The sequence below is a fragment of the Sediminicoccus sp. KRV36 genome (genome assembly GCF_023243115.1).
GTDB lineage: Bacteria > Pseudomonadota > Alphaproteobacteria > Acetobacterales > Acetobacteraceae > Roseococcus.
In genome coordinates, this window is the sequence record NZ_CP085081.1 from 4,473,413 (window position 1) to 4,485,000 (window position 11,588).

The window sequence follows — 11,588 nt, forward strand, 5'->3', positions numbered from 1 at the left end:
ACCCTATTGCACCGTGATGCGGGCTTCGCGGATCACGCGGCCCCAGCGCTCGGTCTCCTCGCGCGCCAGGGTGCCCAGCGCCTCGGGCGTGCCATCGGCGGGTTCCGCGCCGAGTTCCGCAATGCGCTGCCGCACGGCAGGCCGCGCCATGATGCGCCGGAAGCCGGCATTGAGCCGTTGCACCAGGGGTGCGGGCACGCCGCCCGCGGTGAAGAGCGCGAACCAGGAGACCACCGCATAGCCCGGCACCGTCTCGGCCACCGTGGGAATTTCCGGCGCGGCGAGGGCGCGCGTGGGCGAGGTGACGGCCAGGCCCGTGAGGCGCCCGGCCCGCACCAGCTCCAGGGCACCCGGCATATTCTCGAACATCAGCTGGATCTGCCCGCCCTGGAGATCGGTCAGGGCCGGCACGCTGCCGCGATAGGGCACATGGACGATATCGGCACCCGTCATCAGCTTGAACAACTCGCCCGCCAGATGCGTGGTGGCGCCAATCCCGGCCGAGCCGAAATGGATCGCCCCCGGCCGGGCGCGCGCGGCGGCGATCAGCGCCGCGATGCTGGTCAGCCCGCTCGCCGGGTTCACCACGACGAGGTTGGGCACATTCGCCACCAGCATGACGGGGGCGAGGTCCCGCAGCGGATCATAGGGCATGCTGCCCATGAGCGCCGGCGCGGTGGCGATGGGGCCGGGCGTGCCCATGACCAGGGTGGTGCCATCCGGCGGGGCCGCCGCCACCTGCGCGGTCCCGGTCACACCCCCCGCCCCGGGGCGGGATTCCACGATCAGCGGCTGGCCGAATTCGGCCTGGGCGTGCTCGGCCAGGATGCGGGCCAGGATGTCCGTGGTGCCGCCGGTGGTGAAGGGCACGATAAGGCGCATGGGCCGCGCGGGAAGCTCCTGCGCGGCGGCCGCACCCGCCAGGAAGGGAAGGGCCAGAAGGGTGGAACGGCGATGCATCCGGCTTGCACTCCATGGCTGCGCGGCACTCCGCCGCCGTGATCAGTTTGCGGAGGGCCGGACCAAGGCGCAAGCGGCCGTACGGAGAGCGCAATTCCCTGACCCCAAGCAAGAGCGGGGTTGAAACGCAGGCGTACCGGTCGCAAGCTGCTTCGTGAGCGTCATGGGAGTAGCGAGATGGGCCATTTTGCAGGACGGCGCCCCTGGCTTCTGGCGGCAGGCGGCCTGGTCACCACGGGCCTGGCACGGCCCGCGCTGGTCTCGGCGCAAACCGCGCCGCCCAAGCCCGACCGCATCGTGGTCAATGCATCCGGCGGCTCGATGAATTCCATCTTCCGGCGCAGCTACTTCGCCGCCTTCGAGCGCCGCCACGGCATTCGCGTGCAGGACACCTCGCCGGTGGATTTCGGCAAGCTGCGCGCCATGGTCGAAAGCGGCAATCCTGAATGGACGGTGACCGAAATCGGCGGCCAGGACGCGGTGCGCGCGAAGGAGCTGAACCTGCTGGAGCCGCTGGACACCAGCCTGATCGATCGCTCTGAATATCCCGAGACGGCGCGGGATTCCCACGTCCTCTCCTCCTCCGCCTACAGCACCGCGCTGGGTTTCCGGACGGACGTGTTCCGCGACGGCAGCCACCCCAAGGGCTGGGCGGAGTTCTGGGATGTGCGGCGCTTCCCCGGGCCGCGCTCGCTGCGCAACCACCCGGTGGACAATCTGGAATTCGCACTGCTGGCCGATGGCGTGCCGATGGAGAGCCTCTACCCGTTGGACATGGACCGCGCCTTCCGCAAGCTCGATCAGATCCGCCCGCATGTCACGGTATGGTGGACCACCGGCGCGCAGCCCGCGCAGCTGCTGGTGGACCGTGAGGTGGTGCTCGCCTCCGGCTGGAATGGCCGCTTCTATGACCTGACGCGGCGCGGCGCGCCCATTGCCACGGAATTCGCCGGCGGCAGCCTCAAGACCGGCGCCTTCGGCATCCCGCGCGGCACGCGCCAGGCCTATTGGGGTCAGCGCTTCCTCCAGCTCATGACCGACCCCGAGCTGCAATCCGTCTATACGACCGAGATGGGCTATCCCGGCCTGAACCGTCGCACGCTCAGCTTCGTGCCGGCCGAGCTGCATCCTCTCCTGCCAACCTCGCCCGGCAATCTGGAGAAGCAGTTCTGGCTGGATGTGGACTGGTGGACCATCCATGCCGCCGCCGCGCAGGAGCGTTGGAACCGCTGGATGCTGCGGCGCTGAGCGGATGCGCCTGGCGCTCAACGGCATCGTCAAGCGCTTTGGCGCGGTCACCGCCCTGGCCGGCGTGGATCTCGATGTCGAGGAGGGGGAGTTCCTCACCATCCTGGGCCCCTCCGGCTCGGGCAAGACCACGCTGCTGAAGGCCGTCGCCGGCTTCGAATTGCCCGATGAAGGGCAGATCCAGCTGGGTGCGCAGGATGTCACGCTGACCGAAGCGCGGCATCGCAATGTCGGCATGGTGTTCCAGAACTACGCGCTGTTTCCGCATCTGACGGTCGCGGAAAATATTGCTTTCCCGCTGGAGATGCGCCGCATCCCCCGCGCCGAGGTCACCCGCCGCGTGGCCGAGGCCCTGGCCCTGGTGGAGCTGGGCGGCTACGAGGCGCGGCTGCCCCGGCAACTCTCGGGCGGGCAGCAGCAGCGCGTGGCGCTGGCGCGCGCCGTCATCTTCGGCCCAGCCCTGCTGCTGCTGGATGAGCCCTTCGGCGCGCTCGACCGCAAGCTGCGGGAGTCGTTGCAACTGGAGGTGCGCCGCCTGCAACGGCGCCTCCGGCTGACCACCCTCTTTATCACGCATGATCAGGAGGAGGCGCTGATCATGTCGGACCGCATCGCCGTGATGAATGCAGGGCTGATCCAGCAGATCGGCACGCCAGCCGAGGTGTATGACCGCCCTGTCTCGCGCTTCGTCGCCAATTTCATCGGTGAGTCAAACCTGCTGGAGGCCACGGCCAGCGGCGGGCGGGTGGAGATCCCGGGCTTCGGAGACCTGCATCTTCCGGTGCCGGATGGGCCGGCAACCCTTCTGCTGCGTCCGGAAGCCCTGCGCCTGGAGGCCGAGGCACAGTCCGCCCCCTGCCGGGCGCAGGCGGTGGTCCTGGAAACGATCTTCCTCGGCCTCTCGGTCAAGCTGCGCCTCCGGCCCGAGGTGGGGCCGGACCTGCTGGCGCGCATCCCGCTGCGCCCCTCGGACCCCGCCCCCATGGCCGAGGGTGACCATGTGCTGGTCGGCTTCCACCCGGAGGATGTCCATGTCGTCCCGCGCGATTGACCGCAGGGCGCCGGCGCGCCGGCATGAGCGCGTGCTGCTGCTGCTGGCCCTGCCCGCCCTGCTGCTGCTTCTTCTGCTCTTCGCCTGGCCGGTGCTGCGATTGCTCTCCATGTCGGTGGCGGATGGCAGCCTGGTGCACATCCAGCGCGCGGCCTTGGATGAGCTCTATTTCGCCGTGCTGCTGGACAGCCTGAAGATCGCGGCGATGGTGACGCTGCTTTGCCTCAGTCTCGCCTACCCCGTGGCGCTCTGGCTGACGCGGGCCAGTCGGCTGGGGCTGGCGCTCGGCATGTTCGCGTTGCTGCTGCCCTTCTGGACCAGCGTGCTGGTTCGCACCTATGCCTGGATGGTGCTGCTGGGCCGCAATGGCGTCATCAACCGGATGCTGCGCGATTGGGGGCTGATCGAGTTCCCCCTGCCGCTGCTGCACAATCTGGGCGGTGTGCTGGTCGGCATGGTGCATGTGCTGCTGCCCTATATGGTGCTGCCCATCTATGCCGCGCTGCTGCGCATCGACCCTGACCTGACGCGCGCGGCCGAGGGGCTGGGCGCCAGCCGCACGCGCGCCTTTCTGCGCGTGGTGCTGCCGCTCTCGATGCCGGGTGTGGCCGCCGGCTGCGCGCTGGTCTTTGTGCTGGCGCTGGGCTTCTTCATCACCCCGGCTTTGCTGGGGGGGGGCCGCGTGATCATGATCGCCATGCTGATCGAGCAGCAGGTGCGCGAATTGCTGGACTGGCCCTTTGCGGCAGCGCTCTCGGCAGTGCTGCTGGCGGTCACGCTGCTGATCTATGCCGGCATCGGCCGCCTGACCAAGGGAGGCCGCCTTGCAGCGCCGTAGCCGCCTCGGCGCCTGGGTGCTGACCGGCTTTACCATGCTGGTCTTCACTTTCCTGATGCTGCCCTTGCTGGTGGTCTTCCCGATCTCCGTCTCCTCCGCCTCCTACATGCAATTCCCGCCGCCCGGCTTCTCCTGGCAATGGTACCAGCGCTATTTCGGCGATGAGATCTGGATCGAGGCGACGATCCGCAGCTTCCAGGTGGCCGCACTCTGCACCGTTCTGGCCATGCTGCTCGGCGTACCGCTGGCCTTCCTGCTGGTGCGGTCAAAGCGGCGCGGCATATGGATGCTGGACCGGCTGGCGGCGGCCCCCATCATCGTGCCGACCATCATCCTCTCCATCGCCATCTACAGCATCTTCGCGCGGCTCCAGCTGATCGGCGTCTGGTATGGCGTGGCCATCGCGCATACCGTCCTTGCCCTGCCCTTCGTGGTGATCCTGGTGGGGGCCGGGTTGCGTGGCTTCGACCCCGCACAGGAACAGGCGGCGATGGGGCTGGGTGCTTCCTGGCCGGTCGCCATCTGGCGCATCACCCTGCCGCAGCTGCGCCCCAGCCTGATCTCCGCCGCCTTCCTCGCCTTCATCAGCTCCTTCGATGAGCTGGTGGTGGCGATGTTCCTCTCAGGGGCGGCAATGACCTTGCCCAAGAAAATGTTCGACAACATCATGATGGAGATCGACCCGACCATCGCGGCGGTCTCCGTCACGCAGATCCTGCTTGTGGGCATCTGCCTCGGGCTCACGGCGATCTTCGGCCGCGGCGCCCTCGCCACCACCATGTCGCGTTGAGGACCAGCCAAATGGACAGCCGTCTCTTCCACCCGGAATTCAAGGCGCGCCCCTATTGGTGGGACGCGATCGAGATGGACCAGGACCCGCAGGAGGAGCTTCCGGCGCGGGCGGATGTCGTCATCATCGGCGGCGGGCTGACAGGTCTGAACTGCGCCATCGAGCTCGGCCGCGGCGGCGCCCATGCGGTGGTGCTGGAGGCCGAGACGCTGGGCTTCGGCGCCTCCACCCGCAATGGTGGCGGCGTCTCCGGCGGCAATACCATCGGCAAGGGACTCTCCGGCGCCAAGGGCCGCTCGGCCGGGAGCGCGGATGCGATCATCAACGCCATGGTGAGCGACGCGGTGGAGAGCCTAACCCATGTCGAGAGCATCGTGGCGCGCGAGGGGATCAACTGCTTCTACGAACGCACCGGCCGCTTCATCGGCGCCTTCACGCCCAAGCATTACCAGGGGATGGCTGCCAAGTCCGAACAGTTGAACGCCCTGGCCGAAGCCGATGCCCATATGGTCCCGCGCGAACGCCAGCGGGAGGAAATGGCCTCCGACTATTACTACGGGGGCATGGTCATCAACCGCACCGGCAAGATCCATCCGGCGCTGTATCACCGCGGGCTGATGGAGGCGGCGCGCCGCCACGGGGCCACGCTGGTGGGCCATACCCGCGCCGGAAAGCTGACCCGCCAGGCCGATGGATGGAAGATCGAGACCACGCGCGGTGCCATCGAGGCGCGCGAGGTGGTGATCGCCACCAACGGCTATACCGGGGATCTCACGCCGGATCTGAAGCGCCGCCTCATTCCCGTCGCCTCCCACATCATCGCGACCGAGCCGCTGGACCCGGCCCTGGCGGCGAGCCTGATCCCCAAGCGGCGGACGCTGGCCGATAGCCGGCGCGTGCTCTGCTATTACCGCATGTCGCCCGATGGCACGCGCGTGATCTTTGGCGGCCGCGCGCGCTTCACTCAGGTGACGCCCGAAGTCTCGGCGCCCCTGTTGCATGCGATGATGCTGGAGCGCTGGCCGCAGCTGAAGGGCACCCGCGTGACCCATGCCTGGACCGGCAATGTCGCCTTCGCCTTCGACTACCTGCCGCATATGGGCCAGACGGAGAAGGGCCTGCATTACGCGCTGGGCTGCAATGGCTCGGGCGTCGCCATCCTCTCCTATCTGGGGGCGGAGATCGGCAAGAAGATCCTGGGCCAGGCGAACCGCGTACCGGCCTTTGACGGGCGGGATTTCCCCACCCTGCCCTTCTACAGCGGCAATCCCTGGTTCCTGCCGGCCATTGGCAGCTGGTATCGCCTGCGCGACTGGCTGGATCGTCGCCTCGCCTGAGCTTGGGCTTCGAAGCGGAGGATCGGCTATGACCGCGACATCTCCCGTGGCCACTGGCGGCGCACGGGCCAGGAGCATGAATGCATGAGCCGTCCGAAGCAGATCAGCCTTGGCCTTTCGATGCGCTACCTCGGCTATCACGCCGCGGCCTGGCGGCACCCCTCGGCCGATCCGGATGCGGCGTCCAAGTTCAGCCACTACAAATACATCGCGCAGACCGCCGAGGCCGCGAAGCTGGACATGGTCTTCCTCGCGGATGGCATCGGGCTGCGCACGCCGGACACACCACCCGGGGCCTTGCAGCGTTCCCATCAGACCTTCGAGCTGGAGCCCCTGACGCTGCTCTCTGCCCTCTCCGCCGTGACGTCGCATATCGGCCTCGTTGCGACGGCTTCGACGACCTATAACGAGCCCTATCACATCGCCCGCAAATGGGCCTCGCTGGACCATCTGAGCGGCGGGCGCGCGGGTTGGAATATCGTCACGTCCTGGTCCGAGATCGAGGCCCGCAATTTCGGCCGCGAAAAACACATGGAATACAATCTGCGCTACGAGCGCGCGGCCGAATTCGTCGAGGTGGTGAAGGGCCTCTGGGACAGTTGGGAGGAGAATGCGGGCGTCTTCGACAAGGCCAGCGGCATCCTGCTCGACACCACGAAGATGCACACGCTGTTTCACAAGGGGAAGCACTTCCAGGTCGAGGGGCCGCTGACCATCAAGCGCACGCCACAGGGCCGGCCGGTGCTGGTGCAGGCGGGTGCCGCGCAGCAAGGCATGGAGATCGCGGCGGCAAACGCGGATGTGGTCTATTCCTCGCATTTCGACATCGAGGCCGGGCGCGCCTATTACGCTGACCTCAAAGGCCGCATGGCGAAGCACAGTCGTGACGTGGACAGCCTGAAGATCATGCCTGGCGTCACCCTCTTCATCGGCCGCACGCGGGCCGAGGCGCAGGCGCAATATGACCAGCTGAACGAACTGGTCGCGCCGGAACTGGGCCTCTCCTATCTCTATCAGCAGTTCGGGGATCTTTCCGGCCATGACCTGGACGGCCCGGTGCCCGAACCGCCAGACCCACGGATCAAGAGCATGGCGGCGAAGCTGCTGGCGCTGGCGCGGCGTGACCATCTGACGATCCGGCAGCTCTACGCCACCATCACGCCGGGCTTCGGCGGGCGCTGCGTCATCGGCACCGCGAGGGATATCGCGGATGACATGCAGGCCTGGGTCGAGGGGGGTGCTGCGGATGGCTTCAACCTTTGCCCGCCGGTGCTGCCCTTGGGGCTCGATCAATTCGTCGAATGGGTGCTGCCGGAGCTGCGAGCACGCGGCATGTTCCGCAGGGAATATGCGGGGCCGACGCTCCGCGAAAATCTGGGCTTGGCGCAGCCCTGGAATCGCTACTCGCGCAGCCCGGCGGCATAGGCGCCGCGACGCGAATTCGGCCCTTGGCTCGGGAAACAGATTGGATTGGACCAGGCGCGTCGGCCCTGGGCATCCGCCACGGTCACGCGCGCAAAGCAACCCGGGCGAAGTGCCGCGATGGAGAGGCGCGCGCGGGTCTGCCCGAGCGCAACTGATTATGCGGCGCGCGAACCGCCATCCAGCACCATGATGCCCGCGGCAGCTGAGAAGGTGATCTCCACCGCATTCTCCTCCCAGGTGATGTTGTGCAGGCTGGCCCCCTGGGTCGCCTAGAAATGGCCGCACTTGAGCGCGGGCAGAAGTGCTTCGGGATGATTCGCCTCGGGCTTCGCCATTACCCAGCCGCCAAAGGCATCGGCGGATCTGCAATGCGCGTCATACACCGCGATGAGATCGATGGCAGGCCAGCCAGCCCTGCACGGGCAGGAGGGCCATCCGGCCGCATGAGGGCGTCGTTATCGCGCCCGTCGGCGCCAGCGATACCTTCCAGTTGCGCATGAACGCCACCACGGCGGGAACGAAGAGCGGTCAGATCAGCTTCACCAGCAACGACAACGATGAGAGCACCTTCAACTTCGCCATCAGCGGCACGGTAGCGCCAGCGCCGACGCCGACCGAGATCATGGTGCTGGGCAATGGCCGGAGCATCACCGATGGGGACACGTCGCCGAGCACGACGGATGGCACCAGCTTCGGCGATGCGGCCTTTGGCAGCGCCGGGGTGAGGCCGGCATCACATCTTCGATCGTGACGGCATCCGCGAAGCGCTTTGGCAAAGCGGGCGCCTTTGGAACACATCGCTTTCGGCACTGTCTGGGCACCGCTATTCCGTTGAAGTTGCCAGAGCATGCGGCGATCGCGGCGGCGATCCTCAACGTCGGCGCCGCCGTTGTGGTCAGCAACTACACACGCGGATCTTCGGTACTAGCTGCCCGGGCTTTCCATGCGGCCGTCGCCAGCAAGCGCGCAGCGACAAAAGAGCTTGCCGACAAGGCCTTCGCCCGGCGACATCGGCTGGCGCGATGACGAATCGGACAACCCACATGAATCATGCCATCGACGCCTCCCACCCGCTCCGTGTGGCGCTTTACGCGCGGTTTTCCTCTGAAAACCAGCGTGATGCCTCGATTGAGGATCAAATCCGGATTTGCCGATCCCGGGCGGATCGTGAGGGCTGGTCGATTACCGAGACCTTCACGGACTATGCGCTTTCGGGCTCGACGACGCTGCGGCCTGGGTATCAGGCGCTGATGTCGGCGATCCGTTCCGGTCATGCGCCCGGAGTTGGTGGCGATGTTCGTGGAGGAGTTCACCCGGGAGTGGAACCGCCTGTCAGGAGACCGGTCGGCCGATTTGGCGAGCAAGCAGCGCGAGCTGGGCCAAGTGGAGCGAAAGCTCTCTGGCCTGATTGACGCGATCGCCGATGGGCTCCGGGCGCCGGGGCTTCAGGGCAAGCTGGATGAGTTGACCTCGCGCAAGACGGAACTTGAGCGGGCGCTTTGCGACGGTGCCGCCGCAGCCACGGCCCCTTCCCTGCACCCGAACCTGTCCGAGGTGTACCGGACCCGGGTTCAGTCTCTTCGGGAATCCATGCAAAAAAGCGCCTCACCGGAGGTCCGGGAGGCGCTGCGTGAGTTGATTTCTCGTGTGGAGATCCATCCCGCAGGGGAGGACGGGACGGTTTCCAGGATCGAGCTGATCGGCCACCTCGCGGCATTGTTGCACGCGGGTGGAGCTGATGTCCCTGCGATGTTCGTGGGTTCGGTTAAAGTGGATGCGGGGACAGGATTTGAACCTGTGACCTTCAGGTTATGAGCCTGACGAGCTACCGGGCTGCTCCACCCCGCGTGAAGTGGGACTAAAAAAAGGTTTTCGGTTTGGTGGCCTGGCGCTGACCGACTCTCCCGCCGCTTGAGCGGCAGTACCATGGGCGCAGGAGTGTTTCACGGCCGAGTTCGGGATGGGATCGGGTGTTTCAACTCCGCGATAGGCACCAGGCCACCGAACCGAAAACCTGTGGTTCAGGTGGTGATGGATTGGTTGGTTTTGAGTGGATGAGTGAAGTGGGGTTTGGTGCTGCGTGCGGTGTCCAGGACGAACCTTGGACTGCAAAGGTAGAGTATTGAGCCTATCGGGCGATTAGGATCGCTTAGCTGCACGCATTACTGCGCTTCCACAGACGACCTATCAACGTGATGGTCTATCACGGCCCTCGGGGAGACCTGGTTTTGAGGTGGGTTTCCCGCTTAGATGCTTTCAGCGGTTATCCCGTCCACACTTAGCTACCCAGCGGTGCCACTGGCGTGACAACTGGTGCACCAGAGGTATGTCCATCCCGGTCCTCTCGTACTAGGGACAGATCCTCTCAAGTCTCCAACACCCACAGCAGATAGGGACCGAACTGTCTCACGACGTTCTAAACCCAGCTCACGTACCGCTTTAATCGGCGAACAGCCGAACCCTTGGGACCTGCTCCAGCCCCGGGATGCGATGAGCCGACATCGAGGTGCCAAACCTCCCCGTCGATGTGGACTCTTGGGGGAGATCAGCCTGTTATCCCTAGAGTACCTTTTATCCGTTGAGCGATGGCCCGTCCACGAGGGACCACCGGATCACTAAGGCCGACTTTCGTCTCTGTTCGCGCTGTCACGCTCACAGTCAGGCGGGCTTATGCCTTTGCACTCAACAGCCGATGTCCGACCGGCTTGAGCCCACCATCGCGCGCCTCCGTTACAATTTGGGAGGCGACCGCCCCAGTCAAACTGCCCACCACGCAGGGTCCCGGCCCGGGATAACCAGGCTCGGTTAGACGCCAAAAAGGCACAGGGTGGTATTTCAAGGTTGGCTCCACACAAGCTAGCGCCCATGCTTCATAGCCTCCCACCTATCCTACACAGTCCCTTCCTGGCGCCACTGCGAAGTTGCAGTAAAGGTTCATAGGGTCTTTCCGTCTAACTGCGGGTACCCCGCATCTTCACGGGGAATTCAATTTCGCTGAGCCCATGCCGGAGACAGTGGGGAGGTCGTTACGCCATTCGTGCAGGTCGGAACTTACCCGACAAGGAATTTCGCTACCTTAGGACCGTTATAGTTACGGCCGCCGTTTACCGGGGCTTCAGTTCGATGCTTGCACATCTCCCTTTAACCTTCCGGCACCGGGCAGGCGTCAGACCCTATACGTCATCTCTCGATTTCGCAGAGCCCTGTGTTTTTACTAAACAGTCGCCACCCCCTGCTTTGTGCCACCCACATCTGCTTGCGCAAACATGGGTCTCGCTTATCCCGAAGTTACGCGAGCAATTTGCCTAGTTCCTTCGACATGGTTCTCTCAAGCGCCTTGGTATACTCTACCAGTCCACCTGTGTCGGTTTAGGGTACGGTTCAATGTCAGAGCTATTTCCCGGACCAATCCAGCAGCCACCCCAATCCAATAAGGGATAACTGAAGTTCATGGCCGTCACTTCTGACGAGCTCAGGAATATTCACCTGATTCCCATCGGCTACGGCTGTCGCCCTCGCCTTAGGGGCCGGCTCACCCTGCGCGGATTAGCCTTGCGCAGGAACCCTTGGACTTACGGCGAGAGGGTTTCTCACCCTCTTTGTCGCTACTCATGTCCGCATTCGCACTTCCCATACCTCCAGCAAACCTCACGGTTCACCTTCACAGGCCTAGGGAACGCTCCGCTACCACTCATCTTTCGATGAATCCACAGCTTCGGTAAGTGGCTTGAGCCCCGTTACATTTTCGCCGCAAGACAGCTATTAGACCAGTGAGCTATTACGCTTTCTTTAAAGGATGGCTGCTTCTAAGCCAACCTCCTGGTTGTTTTGGCCGTCTCACATGCTTTCCCACTTAGCCACTATTTGGGGACCTTAGCTGGTGGTCTGGGCTGTTTCCCTCTCGACTATGGACCTTAGCACCCACAGTCTGTCTGCCGC

The 11,588-nt window shown here is 65.0% G+C and carries 10 protein-coding genes, 1 tRNA gene and 2 rRNA genes (1 of these 13 cut by a window edge); 9 read left to right on the plus strand and 4 right to left on the minus strand.

Annotated features, from left to right (window positions below):
• Positions 1 to 3: 3 nt before the first annotated feature.
• A complete protein-coding gene (locus tag LHU95_RS21270; protein WP_248708960.1) occupies positions 4 to 960 on the minus strand; it encodes a tripartite tricarboxylate transporter substrate binding protein in 957 nt (318 codons plus the stop codon).
• 177 nt (positions 961 to 1,137) lie between these two features.
• Here LHU95_RS21270 and LHU95_RS21275 point away from each other — a divergent pair, with 177 nt between their 5' ends.
• From LHU95_RS21275 to LHU95_RS21315, 9 genes are all read left to right on the plus strand, one after another.
• Positions 1,138 to 2,208 carry an ABC transporter substrate-binding protein gene (locus LHU95_RS21275; RefSeq protein ID WP_248708961.1) on the plus strand — a complete coding sequence of 357 codons (1,071 nt, stop codon included), beginning with the start codon at positions 1,138 to 1,140 and terminating at the stop codon, positions 2,206 to 2,208.
• Positions 2,209 to 2,212: 4 nt separating this feature from the next.
• Positions 2,213 to 3,259, plus strand: a complete 1,047-nt coding sequence (locus LHU95_RS21280; protein ID WP_248708962.1) for an ABC transporter ATP-binding protein — start codon at positions 2,213 to 2,215, stop codon at positions 3,257 to 3,259.
• Positions 3,240 to 4,097, plus strand: coding sequence for an ABC transporter permease (locus LHU95_RS21285; RefSeq protein ID WP_248708963.1), 858 nt, complete (start codon positions 3,240 to 3,242; stop codon positions 4,095 to 4,097). Before LHU95_RS21280 ends, LHU95_RS21285 begins: the two co-directional genes overlap by 20 nt.
• Positions 4,084 to 4,887 (plus strand): ABC transporter permease, encoded by an 804-nt coding sequence (locus tag LHU95_RS21290; protein WP_248708964.1) that lies wholly within the window; start codon positions 4,084 to 4,086, stop codon positions 4,885 to 4,887. Before LHU95_RS21285 ends, LHU95_RS21290 begins: the two co-directional genes overlap by 14 nt.
• 11 nt (positions 4,888 to 4,898) lie before the next feature.
• Complete coding sequence (locus tag LHU95_RS21295) at positions 4,899 to 6,224, plus strand: FAD-binding oxidoreductase (RefSeq protein WP_248708965.1); 1,326 nt, start codon at positions 4,899 to 4,901, stop codon at positions 6,222 to 6,224.
• Between the two features lie 84 nt (positions 6,225 to 6,308).
• On the plus strand, positions 6,309 to 7,649 hold the full coding sequence (locus LHU95_RS21300; RefSeq protein ID WP_248708966.1) for an LLM class flavin-dependent oxidoreductase: 1,341 nt from the start codon (positions 6,309 to 6,311) through the stop codon (positions 7,647 to 7,649).
• Positions 7,650 to 8,145: 496 nt separating this feature from the next.
• The gene (locus LHU95_RS21305; RefSeq protein ID WP_248708967.1) at positions 8,146 to 8,400 is read left to right on the plus strand and encodes a hypothetical protein; all 255 of its coding nucleotides are present in this window, start codon (positions 8,146 to 8,148) and stop codon (positions 8,398 to 8,400) included.
• Positions 8,397 to 8,675: a hypothetical protein gene (locus tag LHU95_RS21310; protein ID WP_248708968.1), complete on the plus strand. Its 279-nt coding sequence runs from the start codon at positions 8,397 to 8,399 to the stop codon at positions 8,673 to 8,675. Before LHU95_RS21305 ends, LHU95_RS21310 begins: the two co-directional genes overlap by 4 nt.
• 17 nt (positions 8,676 to 8,692) lie before the next feature.
• Positions 8,693 to 9,061: a recombinase family protein gene (locus LHU95_RS21315; protein ID WP_248708969.1), complete on the plus strand. Its 369-nt coding sequence runs from the start codon at positions 8,693 to 8,695 to the stop codon at positions 9,059 to 9,061.
• 359 nt (positions 9,062 to 9,420) lie between these two features.
• Here LHU95_RS21315 and LHU95_RS21320 read toward each other — a convergent pair.
• The 3 genes from LHU95_RS21320 to LHU95_RS21330 all read right to left on the minus strand — a co-directional run.
• Positions 9,421 to 9,497 (minus strand) — tRNA-Met (locus LHU95_RS21320).
• Between the two features lie 35 nt (positions 9,498 to 9,532).
• Positions 9,533 to 9,647, minus strand: a 5S ribosomal RNA gene (gene rrf / locus LHU95_RS21325).
• A gap of 120 nt (positions 9,648 to 9,767) precedes the next feature.
• Positions 9,768 to 11,588 (minus strand): 23S ribosomal RNA (locus LHU95_RS21330) (it continues 928 nt past the right edge of the window).

What these genes read in the sequence shown, in the direction of transcription:
- LHU95_RS21270 (WP_248708960.1), bottom strand. Translation starts at nt 960, where the DNA reads ATGCATCGCCGTTCCACCCTTCTGGCCCTTCCCTTCCTGGCGGGTGCG.
- LHU95_RS21295 (WP_248708965.1), top strand. Translation starts at nt 4,899, where the DNA reads ATGGACAGCCGTCTCTTCCACCCGGAATTCAAGGCGCGCCCCTATTGG.
- LHU95_RS21275 (WP_248708961.1), top strand. Translation starts at nt 1,138, where the DNA reads ATGGGCCATTTTGCAGGACGGCGCCCCTGGCTTCTGGCGGCAGGCGGC.
- LHU95_RS21315 (WP_248708969.1), top strand. Translation starts at nt 8,693, where the DNA reads ATGAATCATGCCATCGACGCCTCCCACCCGCTCCGTGTGGCGCTTTAC.
- LHU95_RS21305 (WP_248708967.1), top strand. Translation starts at nt 8,146, where the DNA reads ATGAACGCCACCACGGCGGGAACGAAGAGCGGTCAGATCAGCTTCACC.
- LHU95_RS21285 (WP_248708963.1), top strand. Translation starts at nt 3,240, where the DNA reads ATGTCGTCCCGCGCGATTGACCGCAGGGCGCCGGCGCGCCGGCATGAG.
- LHU95_RS21280 (WP_248708962.1), top strand. Translation starts at nt 2,213, where the DNA reads ATGCGCCTGGCGCTCAACGGCATCGTCAAGCGCTTTGGCGCGGTCACC.
- LHU95_RS21300 (WP_248708966.1), top strand. Translation starts at nt 6,309, where the DNA reads ATGAGCCGTCCGAAGCAGATCAGCCTTGGCCTTTCGATGCGCTACCTC.